At 72.0% G+C, this 17,516-nt stretch carries 16 protein-coding genes; 7 read left to right on the forward strand and 9 right to left on the reverse strand.

The annotated features are described in order from the left end of the window. Nucleotides 1-45: 45 nt before the first annotated feature. On the reverse strand, nucleotides 46-618 hold the full coding sequence (locus tag ACE3T5_RS17445) for a Crp/Fnr family transcriptional regulator (protein ID WP_374669371.1): 573 nt from the start codon (nucleotides 616-618) through the stop codon (nucleotides 46-48). Nucleotides 619-693: 75 nt separating this feature from the next. On the opposite strand from ACE3T5_RS17445, the gene ttcA reads away from it, so the two are divergent. The 5 genes from ttcA to ACE3T5_RS17470 are packed head-to-tail and all read left to right on the forward strand — an operon-like array spanning nucleotide 694 to nucleotide 5,916. Beyond that, the gene (gene ttcA, locus ACE3T5_RS17450) at nucleotides 694-1,611 is read left to right on the forward strand and encodes a tRNA 2-thiocytidine(32) synthetase TtcA (protein WP_374669373.1); all 918 of its coding nucleotides are present in this window, start codon (nucleotides 694-696) and stop codon (nucleotides 1,609-1,611) included. 39 nt (nucleotides 1,612-1,650) lie between these two features. Then, nucleotides 1,651-2,238, forward strand: coding sequence for a DUF4136 domain-containing protein (locus ACE3T5_RS17455; RefSeq protein ID WP_374669374.1), 588 nt, complete (start codon nucleotides 1,651-1,653; stop codon nucleotides 2,236-2,238). A 55-nt stretch (nucleotides 2,239-2,293) separates the two neighbouring features. Next, nucleotides 2,294-2,938: a histidine phosphatase family protein gene (locus ACE3T5_RS17460; RefSeq protein WP_374669376.1), complete on the forward strand. Its 645-nt coding sequence runs from the start codon at nucleotides 2,294-2,296 to the stop codon at nucleotides 2,936-2,938. Beyond that, entirely contained in the window at nucleotides 2,907-4,103 is a 1,197-nt protein-coding gene (locus ACE3T5_RS17465) for a DSD1 family PLP-dependent enzyme (RefSeq protein ID WP_374669377.1), read from the forward strand. The genes ACE3T5_RS17460 and ACE3T5_RS17465 overlap by 32 nt, the downstream gene beginning before the upstream one ends. A gap of 19 nt (nucleotides 4,104-4,122) precedes the next feature. Further along, a complete protein-coding gene (locus ACE3T5_RS17470; RefSeq protein ID WP_374669378.1) occupies nucleotides 4,123-5,916 on the forward strand; it encodes a lysoplasmalogenase family protein in 1,794 nt (597 codons plus the stop codon). Here ACE3T5_RS17470 and ACE3T5_RS17475 read toward each other — a convergent pair. The 8 genes from ACE3T5_RS17475 to ACE3T5_RS17510 form a co-directional block, all read right to left on the reverse strand. After that, nucleotides 5,906-6,607 (reverse strand): ABC transporter ATP-binding protein, encoded by a 702-nt coding sequence (locus ACE3T5_RS17475; RefSeq protein WP_374669379.1) that lies wholly within the window; start codon nucleotides 6,605-6,607, stop codon nucleotides 5,906-5,908. The genes ACE3T5_RS17470 and ACE3T5_RS17475 overlap by 11 nt on opposite strands. Nucleotides 6,608-6,615: 8 nt before the next feature. Then, the gene (locus tag ACE3T5_RS17480) at nucleotides 6,616-7,839 is read right to left on the reverse strand and encodes an ABC transporter permease (protein ID WP_374669380.1); all 1,224 of its coding nucleotides are present in this window, start codon (nucleotides 7,837-7,839) and stop codon (nucleotides 6,616-6,618) included. 12 nt (nucleotides 7,840-7,851) lie between these two features. Beyond that, nucleotides 7,852-9,144 (reverse strand): efflux RND transporter periplasmic adaptor subunit, encoded by a 1,293-nt coding sequence (locus tag ACE3T5_RS17485; protein ID WP_374669381.1) that lies wholly within the window; start codon nucleotides 9,142-9,144, stop codon nucleotides 7,852-7,854. Between the two features lie 7 nt (nucleotides 9,145-9,151). Then, nucleotides 9,152-10,210 carry a Holliday junction branch migration DNA helicase RuvB gene (ruvB, locus tag ACE3T5_RS17490; RefSeq protein ID WP_374669382.1) on the reverse strand — a complete coding sequence of 353 codons (1,059 nt, stop codon included), beginning with the start codon at nucleotides 10,208-10,210 and terminating at the stop codon, nucleotides 9,152-9,154. Between the two features lie 13 nt (nucleotides 10,211-10,223). Further along, on the reverse strand, nucleotides 10,224-10,799 hold the full coding sequence (gene ruvA, locus ACE3T5_RS17495) for a Holliday junction branch migration protein RuvA (protein WP_374669383.1): 576 nt from the start codon (nucleotides 10,797-10,799) through the stop codon (nucleotides 10,224-10,226). Further along, nucleotides 10,796-11,455 carry a response regulator gene (locus ACE3T5_RS17500; RefSeq protein WP_374669384.1) on the reverse strand — a complete coding sequence of 220 codons (660 nt, stop codon included), beginning with the start codon at nucleotides 11,453-11,455 and terminating at the stop codon, nucleotides 10,796-10,798. The genes ruvA and ACE3T5_RS17500 overlap by 4 nt, the downstream gene beginning before the upstream one ends. Before the next feature lie 64 nt (nucleotides 11,456-11,519). Beyond that, on the reverse strand, nucleotides 11,520-13,730 hold the full coding sequence (locus ACE3T5_RS17505) for a sensor histidine kinase (RefSeq protein WP_374669385.1): 2,211 nt from the start codon (nucleotides 13,728-13,730) through the stop codon (nucleotides 11,520-11,522). A gap of 24 nt (nucleotides 13,731-13,754) precedes the next feature. Beyond that, on the reverse strand, nucleotides 13,755-15,914 hold the full coding sequence (locus tag ACE3T5_RS17510; RefSeq protein ID WP_374669386.1) for a sensor histidine kinase: 2,160 nt from the start codon (nucleotides 15,912-15,914) through the stop codon (nucleotides 13,755-13,757). A 50-nt stretch (nucleotides 15,915-15,964) separates the two neighbouring features. Here ACE3T5_RS17510 and ACE3T5_RS17515 point away from each other — a divergent pair, with 50 nt between their 5' ends. Beyond that, nucleotides 15,965-16,903, forward strand: a complete 939-nt coding sequence (locus tag ACE3T5_RS17515; protein WP_374669387.1) for a PhoH family protein — start codon at nucleotides 15,965-15,967, stop codon at nucleotides 16,901-16,903. Beyond that, nucleotides 16,900-17,361 (forward strand): rRNA maturation RNase YbeY, encoded by a 462-nt coding sequence (ybeY, locus tag ACE3T5_RS17520; RefSeq protein ID WP_374669388.1) that lies wholly within the window; start codon nucleotides 16,900-16,902, stop codon nucleotides 17,359-17,361. The genes ACE3T5_RS17515 and ybeY overlap by 4 nt, the downstream gene beginning before the upstream one ends. Nucleotides 17,362-17,516: the final 155 nt, after the last annotated feature.

Here is a 17,516-nt window from a genome sequence, read left to right on the forward strand (position 1 = left end):
GCAGCAGCGCGCCGGCGCGCCACCGCGAGAGCGCGCCGCCGGCCATCAGGTCGGCAGCAGGCGGTCAATCTCCTGCTGCATGGTGCGGGTCAACTGCACGTAGCGCTTGAGGGTGGCCGTGCTGTCACGCAGCCGCGCGCCCATGCCCGTGGCGATGGCGGCCAGCAGCTTGCAGCACACGCGGGGGTGCCGCTGCATCATGCGGTGCAGGGCGTCGCGGGTGAGGATGGCGCCTTCCAGGTTGGAATCCGCCGTGCACGAGGCCGATCGGGGCAGGCCGTCGATCAGGCCCACGTCGCCATGCATGGTGCCCTCACCCAGCACGCGCAGCGTCACCGGCGTGCGGCGGCTGACCACGATGCTTTCCACCACCACCTCCCCCTCCACCACCAGCAGCAGGAAGCCGGTGGTGGCGGCGTCGCCCTCGCGGATGAAGGTGGTGCCCTTGCTGAAGCGGGCCGGGTGCATGTAGCGCACGACCACCGCCGCCTCTTCCGGCGCCAGACCCAGCGGGCCTGCCGGTGCGGCCAGCAGTTCCGCGGCACGGGCCATCAGCGCCGCATCGGCCGGGGAGCGCGAAGGCCGGGGGGCGAGCTTGCGAAACAGGCTTTGGATCATGGCAGGGTGGCGGGCGGCCCGGCAAGTATTCCACAAGGGGCGCGGTTCTCCCTTGCGATGCGACAATCCGTGCCCATGAGCGCCGTCTGGATCGAGCCCGATCCCGCCCCCACCGCCCGCGACCGCAAGATCGAGTTCGAAAACCACAAGCTCGAGAAGCGCCTGTGCCGCCTGGTCGGCCAGGCCATTGGCGACTACAACATGATCGGCGAGGGCGACAAGGTCATGGTCTGCCTCTCCGGTGGCAAGGACAGCTATGGCCTGCTGGATATCCTGCTGAAGCTGCAGCGGCGCGCGCCGGTGTCTTTCGAGCTCATCGCGGTCAACCTCGATCAAAAGCAGCCGGGCTTTCCGGCCCACGTGCTGCCCGAGTACCTCACCGCGCTGGGCGTGCCCTTCCGCATCGAGGAGCAGGACACCTACTCCATCGTCAAGGACAAGATCCCCGAGGGCAAGACGATGTGCAGCCTGTGCAGCCGGCTGCGCCGCGGCATCCTGTACCGCGTGGCCGACGAGCTGGGCGCCACCCGCATCGCGCTGGGCCACCACCGCGACGACATGCTACAGACGCTGTTCCTCAACATGTTCTTCGGCGGCAAGCTCAAGGGCATGCCGCCGAAGCTGGTGAGCGACGATGGCCGCCACATGGTGATCCGCCCGCTCGCCTACGTGCCCGAGAAAGACCTCGCCCGCTGGGCCGAGGTGCGGCAGTTCCCCATCATCCCCTGCACCCTGTGCGGCAGCCAGGAGAACCTGCAGCGCCGGCAGGTGGGCGACATGCTGCGCGAGTGGGAGCGCAAGCACCCCGGCCGGCTCGACAACATGCTGCACGCGCTGCAGAACGTGGTGCCCTCTCACCTGGCGGACGGAACCCTGCACGACTTCCGGCATCTCAAGGTGACCGGGGTGGCGAGCGAAGACGGCGACAAGGCCTTCGACACCGAGGATTTCTCGCCGCCCGTGCCGCCGGGCCTGCAGGTCATCCGGCTCTGAGGGCAGGCGGCTTCCGGCTTCGGCCAGCAGGAGACACGCATGCGTGCTTGGCGTTTCATCGGGCTCGCCCTGGCGGCCCTCCTTTCCACCGGCTGCGCCACCAGCTACCTGCTGGAGGCGCAGGTGCGCAGCTTCAGCCGTCCGCCCGTGCCGACGGCACCCTTCACCTACCGCCACGAGCGCCTGCCCTCGCAGGCCGCGGATGCCGAGCGGGCCGAGCTGGAGGCCCTGGCCGATGCGGCCCTGGCGCGCGCCGGCCTGCGCCGCGACGACGCCGCCGCGCGTTACAGCCTGCAGCTGCAGGCGCGGTCGCAGCGGGTGGTGTCGCCCTACGCGGACCCGCGCGACCCGTGGTTCGGCTGGGCGTGGGCCTGGCCGGGCCGCGGCTGGGCCTGGAGCCTGCACCGCCCCTTCCCGCGGACGGAGCCTGACTGGTACGACCGCCAGGTGCACCTGGTCTTGCGTGATCTCGCCAGCGGCCAGGTGGTGTACGAGACGCAAGCCGCCAGCGACGGCCCGTTCTTCGGCCAGAAGGCGGTGTTCGCGGCCCTGCTGGAGGCCGCGCTGAAGGACTTCCCGGCGCCGCCGGAGGGCGCGCGCCGCGTGGAAGTGCCCATCCCCCGCTGACAACAACATTTGGCGACAACCGGCCAGGCGGGTCGGTCCCTACAATGGGCTGGCCATGGAAGCCACGCGCATCATTGCCATCCGCCACGGCGAGACTGCCTGGAACGTGGATGCGCGCATCCAGGGCCAGCTCGACATCCAGCTCAATGACAAGGGCCGCTGGCAGGCCCGGCAGGTGGGCAGCGCCCTGGCCGGCGAGGACCTGGCCGCCATCTACAGCAGTGACCTGGCGCGCGCCCACGAGACCGCGCGCAGCGTGGCCGAGGCCAAGGGCCTGGGCGTGCTGACTCACCCGGGCCTGCGCGAGCGCCGCTTCGGCCGCTTCGAAGGCCGCACCTTCGACGAGATCCATGCCACCTGGCCTGACCACGCCCAGGCGTGGCGCCAGCGCCACCCCGAATGGGCGCCCCCCGATGGCGGCGAGTCCCTGCTGGAGCTGCGCGCGCGCGTGCTGCGCACCGTGGCCGACCTCGCCGCGCGGCACCACGGCCACCAGATCGCCGTGGTGGCGCATGGCGGCGTGCTCGACGCGCTGTACCGCATCGCCACCGGGCAGGAGGTGAACTCGCCGCGCACGTGGCAGCTGCCCAACGGCGCCATCAACCGCCTGCTCTGGACGCCCGAAGGCTTCACCCTCGTGGGCTGGTCCGACACCCAGCACCTCGATCATGCTTCCATCGACGAAACCTCCGCTCCCTGAAGACCTGCGCCGCCTGATCGGCCAGCCCGTCGACGCCATCGACACCCCCGCCCTGGTGGTGGATCTGGATGCGATGCAGCGCAACGTGACGCGCATGGCGGATTTCGCGCGCAAGCACGACATCCGCTGGCGCCCGCATGCCAAGACGCACAAGAGTTCCGCCATCGCCAAGCTGCAGATGCAGGCGGGCGCCACAGGCATCTGCGTGCAGAAGACGGCCGAGGCGGAAGCGATGGCCATCGGTGGCGTGCGCGACATCTACATCAGCAACGAAGTCGTCTCGCCCGCCAAGCTGGCCCGCGTGGCGGACGTGGCGCAGTACCTCGCGGCCGATGGCGGCCGGCTGGCCATCGCGGTCGACAGCATCGAGGGCATCCGCCGGCTGGCGCACGCCATGGATCAGCGCCGCGCCGCCGGCGGTGCCGCGGTGGTGGTGGATGTGTTCGTGGAGATCGACGTCGGCCAGGGCCGCTGCGGCGTGCCGCCGGGCCGCCTGGCGCTGGAACTGGCCCAGGAGATCCGCCGCCACGCCACGTTGCGCTTCGCCGGCCTGCAGGCCTACCACGGCAAGGCCCAGCACCTGCGCACCGCCGCCGAGCGGCGCGACGCCATCGCGGTGGCCGTGCAGGACACGCAGTTCACCCGCAAGCTGATCGAGGCCGAGGGCATCGCGGTGGAGTTGATCACCGGCGCCGGCACCGGCAGCATGGTGTGCGAGACGGCGAGCGGTCTCTATGGGGAGCTGCAGGCCGGCTCCTTCGTCTTCATGGATGCGGACTACGCCGCCAACGAGCGCGACCCGGCGCAACCCGCCTTCGAGCACGCGCTGTTCGTGAAGTCGCAGGTCATCAGCTCCGGCGTGCGCCATGCCGTGTGCGACGCCGGGCACAAGAGCCACGCCATCGATTCCGGCCTGCCCCGCGTGCTCACGCGCGAGCCGACCGGCGAGCTGGCCTTCGCCAACGGCGGCGACGAGCACGGCATCCTGCGCCCGGCTGGCGCCAACCAGCGCGTGCCGGCCCTGGGCGAGACGGTGTGGCTCATCCCCGGCCATTGCGACCCCACGGTCAACCTGCACAACCACCTGATCGGCGTCACCGGCGGGCTGGAACAGGGCCAGGTGGAGCGCATCATCCGGGTTGATGCCAGAGGCGCGCTGACCTGATCGGCGGACAATCCGCCGCATGACGCTGTCTCCGAGCCAGGTGATCGTCCTGGCGACCCCGGTCTTCTTCCTTCTCATCGCCATCGAGTTCGCCTGGGGACTCGCGCGCGGGCGCAACACCTACCGGCTGAACGACGCCATCAGCAGCATCAGCCTGGGCATGCTGAGCGAGGTGACCAAGGTACTCACCCGCCTGCTGCGCGTGGGCATCTACACCGCCGTCTACACCCATGTGTCGCTGGTGCCGGCGGAGGCGGCGCAGGCCTTCTGGACCACCTGGTGGGGCTGGCTGCTGGCGCTGGTGTTCTACGACTTCTGCTACTACTGGCTGCACCGCGCCGGCCATGAGGTGGCGCTGTTCTGGGCTGCCCACGTGGTGCACCACCAGAGCCAGGACTACAACCTCTCCACCGCACTGCGCCAGACGAGCAGCGGCGCGCTCTTCGGCTGGGTGTTCTACCTGCCCATGGCGCTGGCCGGCGTGCCGCCGCTGGTGTTCGGCATCGTGGCGCTGGTGGACCTGCTCTACCAGTTCTGGGTGCACACCGAGCAGGTGGGCAAGCTGGGCTGGTTCGACCGCTGGTTCTGCTCCCCCTCCAACCACCGCGTGCACCATGCGGTGAACGACGGCTACCTGGATCGCAACTACGGCGGCATCCTCATCGTGTGGGACCGCCTGTTCGGCAGCTTCCAGGAGGAAGGCGAGAAGTGCGTGTACGGCACGCGCGCGCCTCTCGCGAGCTGGGACCCGCTGTGGGCCAACCTGGAGGTGTACGCCGCCTTGGCGCGCGACAGCTGGCATGCGCGCAGCTGGGCCGACAAGCTGCGCGTGTGGTTCAAGCCGCCGGGCTGGCGGCCGGCCGACGTGGCGGCGCGCTTCCCGAAGCCGGCCTTCGACCTGCAGCGGGTGGAGCGCTTCCACCCGCCCATGAGCCGCGGCCTCGCCTGGTTCGCCGGGCTGCAGTTCGTGGTGGTGCTGCAGGGCGTGGCGCTCTTCCTGTGGCACGCGGACGCCATGCCGATCAGCCAGTCGCTGCCGTGGCTGGCGGCGCTGATGGCCTGCGTGTGGGCGGTCGGCGTGGCGATGCAGGGGCGCCTGTCGATGCTGGAAGTGCTGGCGGTCGAGGCCGCGGCCCTGGCCACCGCCTGCGCGGCCGCCGGCTGGATCGACGGCTACCGGGTGTTCAAGCCGCTGGTGATGCTGCTGCTGATCGCGTTCGTGCTGCTGCGTCATTCCCGCGCAGGCGGGAATCCAGTGCCGCCTTCCCCCGCCCGCTTCACCCTGCTCCTGCTCGCCGCCCTGGTGTGCTGCCTCGCCGGTGACGTGTTCCTGATGTTCCCCGGCTACTTCATCCCTGGCCTGGTGAGCTTCCTGATCGGGCACCTGTTCTACATCGCCCTCTTCGGCATGGGCGTGCCGTGGTTCGCGAGCCGCCGCGCGCTGGTCGCCACGCTGGCGGCCGCGATGGTGATGTACGCCACGCTGTTCCCGCACCTGGGCATGGTGCTGAAGATCGCCGTGGCCGCCTACGCCACGGTGATCGCGCTGATGGCCGCACAGGCCATCGGCCGCGCGGTCACGCTGCGTGACGGCGCCTCGGTGGGCGTGGCCGTGGGGGCGTGCTTCTTCATGCTCAGCGACTCGCTGCTCGCGATCAACAAGTTCGCCACGCCGCTGCCGCAGGACGATCTGCTGGTGCTGGGCACCTACTACATCGCGCAAATGCTGTTCGTGCACCACGCGCAGCCAGCGCCGGTGGCCAACGGCGCCACGGCGTCCGGCCCCGTGACGGGCGGCGCCGCTACGGCTTGACCGGCGCGTCGCGCGCGATCAGGCCGTCCACCAGCTCCACCAGCCGGTCGCAGCGCGCGGCCAGCCGCGGGTCATGCGTGACGATCACGAAGGCCGTGCCGCGCTCCGCATGGATGCGCCGCAGGTGCGTGAACACCTCGTCGGCCGAGTGCGTGTCGAGATTGCCGGTCGGCTCATCGGCCAGCACCAGCGCCGGCTGCATGACCAGCGCGCGCGCGATGGCCACCCGCTGCTGCATGCCGCCCGACAGCTCGGCCGGCTTCTTGCCGGCCGCCGCGGCCAGGCCCACGGCATCCAGCAGGGCCATCGCCTCCTCACGCTGGCGCGCCGACACGCGGCCGTCGGCCATCAACGCCGGCAACGTCACGTTCTCCAGGGCGGTGAAGGCCGGCAGCAGGTGGTGGAACTGGAACACGAAGCCGAGCGTGCGCCGGCGCAGCAGCGTGAGCGCGGCGTCGTCCAGGCCCGCCACTTCGCGGCCCTGCAGCCGGTAGCTGCCGGTGGTGAGGCGCTCCAGCAGGCCCACGATGTTGAGCAGCGTGCTCTTGCCGGAGCCCGATGGGCCCATCAGCGCCACGAACTCGCCGGGGGCCACCTGCAGGTCGATGCCATGCAGGATCTCGGCCTCGTTGGGCGCGCCGACGTTGTAGCTCTTGCGCAGCGCGGCGAGATGGATCAGCGGGTCGGCCATGGCGGCCCTCAGATGCGGATCGCCTGCGCCGGGTCCATCGCGGCGGCGCGGCGCGCGGGCGCGATGGCTGCCAGCACGCCGCAGACCACCGCGATCACCGCCACGCGCCACGCGGTGTCCAGCGGCAGCCCGATGTTGAACAGCGGCAGGCCGTCGCTGCCGCGCACGAAGTGGGTGAAGAGAAAGATCATCACGCGCGCCAGCACCAGCCCGATGACCGAACCCAGCGCGCCGACGATGGCGCCCTGCAGCAGGAACAGGCGCAGCACCTGGCCGCGCGTGGCGCCCATCGCCCGCAGGATGCCGATCTCGCGCTTCTTCTGCACCACCGACACCACCAGCACGCTGGCGATGCCCAGCACCACCACCACCAGCACGACGCCGCGGATCAGGTTGGTGCTGATGGACTGCGCGTTGAGCGCGGTGACGAGCTGGGCATTGGTCTCCTGCCAGCTCTCCACCTTGTAGGGCCACTGCCCGCGCAGACGCTCGGCGATGCCCTGCGCCTGCCAGACGTCACGCACCGCCAGATCGACGTTGGTGGCGCCGCCGGGCAAGGCCAGCAGACTCTGCGCGGCGCGCAGCGGCACGATCACCGTGCGGCGGTTCAGGTCCTTCACGCCCAGGTCGACGAGCGCGGTGACGCGAACCGAATCGCTCACGTTGCCGGTCTGCACGGTGAGCCGGTCGCCGGGCCGCACACCCAGCTCCCGCCCCAGCTCGATGCCCACGATGCCGTCGCCGGGCGCCAGCCGCGCCACGCCCTGGGTGACCTTGCCGCGCAGGCCGACAATGCGGTCGTAGCGATCCAGCTCCACGCCCACCAGGGCGATGGCCAGCGAGGCCTCGCCCCGCAAGGCGAGGCCCGCGCCGGAGACCATGGGCGACACCGCGGCGACGGCCGGATCAGCCTCCAGCAGCGGCACCAGCGCCTGCCAGTTGGCCACCGTGCGCAGGCGCTGTGCGCGCGGCTGCGCCTCGGCCAGCGGCTGCGCGCCGGCGGGCAGATCCAGCACCGGGGTAACCACCTCTTCCAGCGCACGCACGCTCACATGCGGCTGTGCGCCGAGCGTCTTGGCGAGGGTGTTGCTCTGCAGGCCGTTGATGAGGGCCGAGATGTACGCGATGACGGCCACGCCGGCCGCCACGCCCACCACGATCAGCAGCGTCTGGAAGCGGCCCTCGCGCAGGAAGCGCACCGCCACCTGCCATTCGAAGCCCCAGGCCGGCATGCCGTGCCGCCCTCAGCGGCCCATGGCCTGCGTGAGGCCACTCGCCGCGTCCTCCGCGCCGCCGCCGCGGCCCAGGGGCGCGCGCGGTGGCGTCCAGTCCTGCACGCGCGAACGCACGCGGTCGCCCGCCTTCAATGCCGGCGGCAGCAGCACGACATCGCCTTCGCTCAGGCCCTCGGCGATCTCCACCGCCTCCAGCGTGCGCAGGCCGGGCTTCACCGGACGCGCCTGCGCGCGGCCCTCGACGGCCAGCAGCACCTCGGCCCCCGAGGCACCGGTGCGCAAGGCCCGCAGCGGCAGCACCAGCGCGCGATCCCGGCGACCCGTCTCCACCTCCACCGACAGCGTCATGTCTTCGCGCAGGAAGGCGGGCGCCGGCTGGTCCAGCGTGAACTTCACCTCCACCGCGCCACGCTGCGCGTCCACCGCGGGGGCGATGCTGAGCACGCGGGCCGGCAGCGGCTGGCCGGCAAAGGCATCGGCGACCACGGCCGCGGGCTGGCCGGGGCGCAGCTGCGAGAGGAAGCGCTCGTCCACCGCGGCGACGATCTGCGTCGGCCCCGCCAACGCCAGCGACAGCAATGCGCGGCCGGGCTGCACGATCTGGCCCGGCTCCACCTCGCGCGCCAGCACGCGCGCCTCGGCCGGGGCGACCACCGTGGCCTGCGCGCGCCTGGCACGTGCCGCCTGCGTGGCGGCCTGGGCGGCCTGCATCTGCGCCTGGGCCTGCGCGATGTCGGTGCCACGTTCGTCGTTGGCTGCCGCCTGCGCCCGAGCGGCCTGCACCTGCGCCTGCGCCACCTCCAGCGCGCGGCGTGCGTCGTCCATGCGCGACGCGCTCAGGAAGCCCTGCGCCACGAGCTGGCGCACGCGGTCCTGTTCGTTGCGCGCGGCCGTGAGCGTGGCCTCGGCCTGCTCCAGCTGCGCCTGCGCGGCCGAGCGACCGGTGCTGCGCAGCCCCGCCAGGCGCGCCTGCGCCTGCCGCTCGGCGGCGATGGCCTGGGCCAGCGCGGCGTCGAGCTCGTCGGACTCCAGCCGCAGCAACGCCTGGCCGGCCTTCACCCGATCGCCTTCGCGCACCAGCACCTGCGCCACCCGCCCCGTCACCGTGCTGCCCACGTCCACCCGCGACAGCGTGGCCACCCGCGCGGAGAACTGCAATGTGCGCACGAGCGGCGCGGCCCGCACCGCCACCGCGTCGGCGGTCGTGCCGCGGCGCGACTGGGCGATCCACACAGCGGCCACCAGCAGCACGGCCACGAGGGCGAAGACCGGCAGGCGCGCGCGCGGAGCGAGCTTCAGCATGGGACGTTCAGGCCTCGAAGAGCCCGCCCTCGGTACGCGGCGGCGACACGCCCAGGTGCCGGAACGCGGCCAGCGTGGCGATGCGCCCGCGCGGCGTGCGCTGCAGGTAGCCCTGCTGGATGAGGTAGGGCTCGATCACGTCCTCGATGGTGTCGCGCTCTTCGCCGATGGAGGCGGCGATGTTGTCCAGCCCCACCGGGCCGCCGTCGAAGCGGTGGATGACCGCCTCGAGCAGCTTGCGGTCCATCACGTCGAAGCCCTGCGGATCGACGTCGAGCATGGCCAGCGCGCGCTGCGAGATGTCGTGCGTGATGCGGCCGGTGCCCTTGACGTCGGCATAGTCGCGCACGCGGCGCAGCAGGCGGTTGGCGATGCGGGGGGTGCCGCGCGAGCGGCGCGCGATCTCGCCCGCGCCCTCGTCGTCAATGGGCGCGTTGAGCAGGCCGGCGCTGCGGTTCACGATGAGCCTGAGCTCCTCCGGCGTGTAGAACTCCAGCCGCGCCACGATGCCGAAGCGGTCGCGCAGCGGGTTGGTGAGCATGCCTGCGCGCGTGGTGGCGCCCACCAGCGTGAAGGGCTGCAGATCCAGCTTGATCGAGCGCGCGGCCGGGCCCTCGCCGATCATGATGTCGATCTGGTAGTCCTCCAGCGCGGGATAGAGGATCTCTTCGACCACCGGCGACAGGCGATGAATCTCGTCGATGAAGAGGACGTCGTTGCGCTCCAGGTTGGTCAGCAGCGCCGCCAGGTCCTTGGGCTTCTCCAGCACCGGGCCGCTGGTCTGGCGCAGGTTCACGCCCAGCTCGTGCGCGATGATGTGCGACAGCGTGGTCTTGCCCAGGCCGGGCGGTCCGAACAGCAGCACGTGATCGAGCGCCTCTTCGCGCTTGCGCGCCGCGCCGATGAAGATCTCCAGCTGCTCGCGCGTCTTGGCCTGGCCCACGTACTCACGCAGGCCCTTGGGCCGCAACGCGCGCTCCAGCGCCTCCTCCGCCGGCGAGGCGGGCGCGGCGGAGATCACGCGCTTGGGCGGCGGTGGGGCAAAGTCGTCGGTGTGCAGGGTCATGGGTGGCGGACCCTCACTTCGCCAGCGCCTTCAACGCCAGCTTGATGCCGTCGCTCACGCCCACGTCCTTGGGCAGCGCCTTCAACGCGGCCTGCGCTTCCTTGTCGCTGTAGCCCAGGGCCAGCAGCGCCTGCAGGATGTCGGCCTGGTGGTCGCTCACCGCGTGCGCGCCGGGCAGGCCGAGATCGGCGCCGATCTTGCCCTTGAGTTCCAGCAGCAGGCGCTCGGCGATCTTCTTGCCGATGCCGGGCACCTTGACGAGGCGGCCGGTGTCCTGCGCGGTCACGGCGTGCGCGAGGTCGGCCACGCTCATGCCGCTCAGCACCGACAGCGCCGTGCGCGGGCCGACGCCGGAGATCTTGATCAGCTGGCGGAAGGCCTCGCGCTCGCCGGGGGTGCCGAAGCCGTAGAGGATCTGCGCATCCTCGCGCACCACGAAGTGCGTGAGCAGCGTGACCTTCTCGCCGAGCGCCGGCAGGTTGTAGAACGTGCTCATGGGCACATCCACTTCGTAGCCCACGCCATGGCAATCCAGCACCACCTGCGGCGGGTTCTTGTCGACGAGCGTGCCCGAGAGGCGACCGATCATGGCGCCACCAGTCCGCGGCGCGCCGCTTCCAGCGCCGCCTCGGCGCGCGAGGAAACGTTGAGCTTGCGGTAGACCTGCTTGATGTAGTCGGCCACGGTGTGGCGCGACAGGCCGAACTGCTGCGCGATCTCCGGCAGGGTGAAGCCCTTGGCCACGCGCTGCAGGACCTCCGTCTCGCGCTCGGTCAGGCGGACCTGGTCTTCCAGCTGGCGCACCAGCGAGGCGCGACGACCGGCCTCGGAGGCGAAATAGGCCAGCACCCGCCGCGCGATGGGCGGTGACAGCGGCGGCTCGCCCTGCGTCATGCGCAGCAGCTGGGCCACCAGCGCCTCCTGCGGCTGCTCCTTCAGCAGGTAGCCGAAGGCGCCGGCCTGCAGCGCGGGGAACAGGTGGTCATCGTCGTCGTAGATGGTCACCACCACCGGCAGGCACTTGGGCTGCACGCGCTGCAGGGCACGCACGACGTCGGTGCCATTGCCATCAGGCAGGCCGAGATCGACCAGGGCCAGGTCATAGGAGGCCGACTGCACGGCGGCCACAGCCTGATCGCACCGGCCCACGGCCTCGATCGCCAGCCCCGGAAACGCAGCCTGGGCCACACCGGCCAGCCAGGCCCGGATGTCCGGCAGGTCCTCCACGATCAGCGCGCTTTGCATGGTTGGCCGATGGTAGCGGATGCGACTGCCGGTGGCCTTGAGCCGACGCAAGGGGCGGCGCGCGTCAGGCCGCCGCCAGGTCGTCCTCCTCGACCGGCCCGCCCAGCGGCACGGTCACCTGCACCAGCGCACCGCCCAGCGCCGAGCGGTCGAAGCGGTGCCGGCCGCCCAGCTTGCGCGCGCGTCGCTCCAGGCTGGGCAGGCCCAGGCCGTTGCCCGCGGGCGCATTCGGCCAGCCGCGGCCGTCGTCCTCCACCTGCACGTCCACCTCGCCTTCGGTGATGGTGACGCGCACGCGGCACCGACTCCCACCGCTGTGCCGCACCACGTTCGACACCGCCTCGCGCAGCACGCGGGTGAGCTGCAGGTGCAGGCGCGGGGACAGCACCGGGTCATCCGCCGGGGGCTCGGCCTGCCAGTCGACCGTGAAGCCAGCGCCATCGAGCCGGCCCACCAGCTCGGCCCGCCAGTCGGCCAGGGCCTCGGCGGCGGGCACCGCGCGCCCGGCCATGCCGCGCACGCTCTGCCGCATCTCCTCCAGCGCCTGGCGCGCCATCGGCGCAGTGCCGTCGGCAGCGCCCGCCTGCACCAGCGACAGCAGGCGCGCACCCAGGTCGTCGTGCAGGTCGGAGGCGATGCGCAGCCGCTCGCGCTGCACGGCCTCCTGCGTCTGCCGCTGGCGGGCGAGGCCGTGATCGAGCAATTGCCACATCTGGCCCGCCAGGTCCGCATGGTCGCGGGTGAAGAGACTGCGGCCGCCCTGGGCAAGCGTCAACACCAGCTGATCGCCAAGCCCCGGCACTACCAGCACGCGGCCCTGGTCACGCACCTCGGCGCCGCCTGGCGCCGCCCCAGGGAGCAGCGGCAGCACGGCAAGGTGCTGCGGCGCGAACACGCGCTGCAGCAGCTCGCGCCAGGCCTGCGCCGCGGCGCGTTCGCCGGCCAGGCCGGCGTTCACCGCCGCGATGAGATCCGGCACGTAGGTCACCAGGCGCGGTTGCGCCGAGAAGGCCAGCCGCGCCAGCAGCCACTGGCGGGCGGGAAAGTACAGCCAGCCGATCACCAGCAGCGACAGCGTGATGGCCGCGCCGGCGTCCACCCGCAGCAGGGCCACTAGCGCCAGATCCGTCAACACCACCAGCGTGCCGCCCAGCCACCACAGCACCAGCGGCACCCACCAGCGCTCCAGCTCGAACAGGTTGGCACGGCCGACCGAGACGACGAGGCCGATGTAGAGCAGCGGCACCGAGACCCAGCGGTAGCTGTTGCTGATGGCGGTGGCGCCGTACACCAGCGAGACCGCGAAGGCGTACATCACGATGCTGAAGCTCACCACCGCGCTGGCCGCGAGCCAGCGGCCGGCGGCGCGGTGCACCGGGTCGTCGCGACGGCCGAAGGCCTGGCGCAGCGCGAACGCGATCAGCGCCACGCTGGCCACCACCAGCCACAGCTTGTAGCGCAGGGTCTGGCTGGCAGGCCACTGCAGCCCATTGAGCACCAGCAGCACCGCCAGCAGCGCGGCGCTCGCACGGGTCCAGAAGGCCGCGCCGCGCAGGGGCGTGGGATAGTGCAGCAGCATCATGGCGAAGGCCCACACGGCCACCAGCGAGGCGCAGCGCACAAAGATCTGGCCGCTCTCGGCGAACCACGGCGCCAGCAGCCAGAGCCGGCCGGTGACCACCGCCACCTCCGCCAGGCTGAGCATGGCCATCGCGCTCGCCAACGCCAGGAAGCGGGCGCCGGCGTTGCCCCAGCGGTAGCGGCCCACGCCCAGCCCCACCACGAACGGGATCACCCCACAGGCGAGCGGCACCCAGTACAGCCAGCCCAGCTCGCCCCAGCCGCGATCCCGCACCGGCCGCTCGATCCACGTGCCGTCGTCGCGCTGGAAGGCCACGCTGCCGCCGGCATCACGGGCGGCGTCCAGCACCGCCCAGGCCTGCCGCTGCAGGGTGAAGAAGCGATCCAGGTCCTCCTGCCGGGGCAGCATCGAGGGCGCCTCCACGGCGCCCAGGCTGTCGAGCGGGATCACCGTGTCGCCCGAGCGCAGAGCCACGAGTCGCGCCTCGGCGTCCTCCCGGCGCTGCACCTTCACGGCCCGCTGCGGGCTGTAGACCAGCACGCCCGCGCCTTGCGGATCCGGCGCGAACCGCCAGGCCACCGAGGGCTCCGACAGCGCGGTGAACACCGACAGGCCGGCGAAAAATGCCAGAGCCAGCGCCGCCAGCGCCATGGCCCCGCCCTGCCCCCAACGACTGCCTGCTCCCCAAGACATGCGCCGATTGTGCCGGCGCGCCGCTCAGGCCGGTGCCAGCGGCACGCGCACCTGCAGGCGCGTGCCGGGTTCACCTGGCCGGAAGGCGTGCGTCCCGCCCAGCGAGCGGACGCGCCGCTCGATACTGGCGAGGCCGTGCCCGTGGCCCGCCCCCGCTGCGGCCGGGAGGCCGCGCCCGTCGTCCGCCACCTCGATGGACAGCAAGTCCGGCTCGAAGGCCACGTGCACGGTGCAGCGGCTCGCGCCGGCATGCCGGATGACATTGGAGATGGCCTCGCGCAGGATGCGCGTGAGCTGCACACGGCTGCGCGCCGGCAGCGTCACGCCGGCCGGCGGCTCCTCGGCCTGCCAGTCGGCCACGAGGCCCGCCGTCGTGAGCCGCGTGACCGTTTCGGCGCGCCAGTCGGCCAGCGCTTCGGCCATGCCGACGGCCTCGCCGGTGAGGCCGCGCACGGCCAGCCGCATGTCGTCCAGCGCCTGCCGGGCCAGCCCCGAGACGCGCTCGCCCTGGCCGGGCTGGCGGCTGATCTGCGCGATGGTCAGGAGCTGGGCGCCCAGGTCGTCATGCAGGTCGGAGGCGATGCGCCGCCGCTCCTCGCGCGCGCCCTCCTCGAACGCCCGTGCCGATGCCAGGCCGCGGTCGACCAGCTCGCAGATCTCTGCCGCGCGGCGCGCGTCAGCGGGGTTGAAGAGCCGGCTGCCGCGCTCGGGCAATTCCAGCTCCAGCATCGGCAGATCGGGCCCGGCGGCCACGCGCAGCAGGCGGCCCTGCTCCGCCGTGCCCGACTCCGCGCCGGGTGGGGCGGGCCGCATGCGGGCCGGCTCGAAGACCTGGTCCCACAGGCGCGCCCAGTGTGCGTTCAACAGCGCCGGATCGGCCCGCGCCTGGGTGACGAGATCCAGCACCTGGGGCAGCACGTCGCGGGTGGAGGGCAGCTGCCCGCGGCCCAGCCGGTTCCACACCAGCTGCCGCAGCGGGAAGTAGACCCAGCCGGCCAGGGCCAGCGCGACGGCCAGCGCCGTGTCCGAGGCCCAGTCCAGCGCCGACACCAGCACCAGGTCCAGCGCCACCACCAGCACGCCGCCCACGAACCACAGCCACGCCCGGGGCCACCACGCCTCCAGCTGGAACAGGCCGATGCGCGTGACCAGGGGCACCAGGCCGAGGAACAGCAGGGCCACCGTGCCCAGGCCGTAGTTCTGCGGGATGTTGACCACGCGCCCGGTGGCGCCCACCGCGTACGCGACGAACACGGTCGACAGGCCGGCGAGCAGCAGCAGGCCGAACCACTTGAGCTGCGCGCGTTGCGTGGCGTCGTGCCGGCAGGCGCGCCACTGCAGCGCGAACAGCAGGCCCAGCGCCGCCGTGAGCAGCACCACCGGCAACCGGAACGCCAGCGAGATGGTCGGCACCCATTGCAGCGCGTCCGCCGCGACCGACAGGGTGACGACCGCGGCCACCAGCCACAGCAGCCACGGGCCGCCCAGGCGGCGGGGGTGCAGCCACAGCAGCGCGCTGAGCCCCGCCGTCACGAGGAAGGTGCCCAGGTGCGAGGCCACGTGCAGCGCCGCCCAGGCCTGCGGCGGCTGGGTCAGCAGGCGCGAGCCCCAGGAGGCGGTGCACAGCATGCCGAACGCATAGCCGCCGCTGGCCAGCAGGTAGCACAGCGTCGCGCTGCCGCGCGGCTGGTAGACCCAGATCGCCAGACCGACCGACAGGGACAGCAGAGCGACCAGCCACGGGAACCAGAAGCGCAGGCCCAGCTCCGCCACCGCGCGCGGCTGCGGCACGGCATCGATCACACCCGCGTCGTGGCGGATGCGCACGACGGGCGCCTCCAGCAGCCGCCAGATGCGCTGGTGCTCGGCGAAGAAGGCGTTGTGGGCCGCATAGGCGTTGTGAATGCCGGCACTCTCGATGACCAGGTCGGCGTTCAGCGCGACCGACTCACCACCGGCCTCCAGGGCCATGACCTCGCCCAGCACGGGCAGCCCCGGGCGCAAGGGCATCGCCCGGACCGTGTCCTGCGGTCCCTGCACGAAGCGCCAGCCCAGCGAGGGTTCGAGCAGCGAGCGGTACAGCGCCGCCACGCCGCTGAGCGCGATCACCAGCGTGGCGATCCAGACGCGCAGGCGGCGGTCGGGCCCGAGCAGGGGGCGGGCGAGGCTCGACAGGGGCGTCATGACCCATTCTGAGGGCGGGCCGGGCCGCACGCATCGGCGACAATCCTGCGGTGATCCTCCGCCACGCCTTCTCCCCGCTGTCCAACACGCGTCTGGCGCACCTGTGCGGCCCGACGGACGAGCACCTGCGCACCATCGAGACCGGCCTGCAGGTGCGCATTGCGCGCCGGGGCGAGCACTTCCGCGTGGAAGGGCCCAAGGCCCGCGCGGAGCGCGCGATGGCCGTGCTGCAGGCCCTGTACGAGCGGGCCGGCCGCGCCATCCCGAGCGAGCACGTGCAGCTGATGGTGGCAGGGGACGCCGCGATGGAGCAGGCCGAGGACGGCGCGCTGACGCTGCACACCCGCCGCTCCGACCTGAAGGCCCGCACCCCCAACCAGAGTGTGTACCTGGACAACATCGCCAACCACGACATCACCTTCGGCATCGGCCCCGCCGGCACTGGCAAGACCTACCTGGCCGTGGCCTGCGCGGTGGATGCGCTGGAGCGCAGCGCCGTGCAGCGCATCGTGCTCACCCGGCCCGCGGTGGAGGCGGGCGAGAAGCTCGGCTTCCTGCCGGGCGACCTGACGCAGAAGGTGGATCCGTACCTGCGACCGCTCTACGACGCGCTGTACGAGCTGATGGGCTTCGACCGGGTGGCCAAGGCCTTCGAGCGCAACGCGCTGGAGATCGCGCCGCTCGCCTTCATGCGCGGGCGCACGCTGAACAACGCCTTCGTCATCCTGGACGAGGCGCAGAACACCACGCCGGAACAGATGAAGATGTTCCTCACCCGCATCGGCTTCGGCAGCAAGTGCGTGGTCACGGGCGACGTGAGCCAGGTGGACCTGCCACGTGGCCAGATGTCCGGCCTGGTGGATGCCGAGCGCGTGCTCAAGCGCGTGCAAGGCATCGCCCACACGCGCTTCACCAGTGCCGACGTCGTGCGGCACCCGCTGGTGGCGCGCATCGTGGACGCCTACGACGCCGCGCGGGGCAAGGGATGATCGCGCCGGCCGCGCCGGGGCTTTCGCTGTCGCTGCAGTTCGGCGCGTTCCCCGGGGCGGAAGTCCACCGCGAACTGCTGCGCCCGGCGCGCGTGCGGCGGTGGGTCTCTCAGGCGCTGCAGGGGCCGGCGGAGATCACGGTGCGCGTGGTGGGCGCCGCGGAAGGGCGCGCGCTCAACCTCGCCTACCGGCAGCGGGACTACGCCACCAACGTGCTGACCTTCGACTACCAGCGTGAGCCCATGGTCTGTGCGGATCTGGTGCTGTGCGCGCCGGTGGTCGCCCGCGAGGCCGCGCAGCAGCGCAAGACCCTGGAAGCGCACTACGTGCACCTGCTGGTGCACGGCACGCTGCACGCGCAGGGCTGGGACCACGAGACGAACGAGCAGGATGCGCTGGCCATGGAGGCGGCAGAGATCCTGCTGCTGGGCGCGCTGGGGTACGCGTCGCCGTACTGAGCCCCGTCATCCCGTCATGCCCGCGTAGGCGCACTGCTGTCCGGGATGTTTTGCGCTGAGCGCGGTAAGTCTTTGTCCGCAAACAACAACCAGGCACTTTGGGGGGCGGCCGACTCGAACAGCACTGTATGAGCAGGTGCCGCGCGGGTGCTGGA

Source organism: Ramlibacter sp. (assembly GCF_041916345.1).
Lineage (GTDB): Bacteria > Pseudomonadota > Gammaproteobacteria > Burkholderiales > Burkholderiaceae_C > Ramlibacter.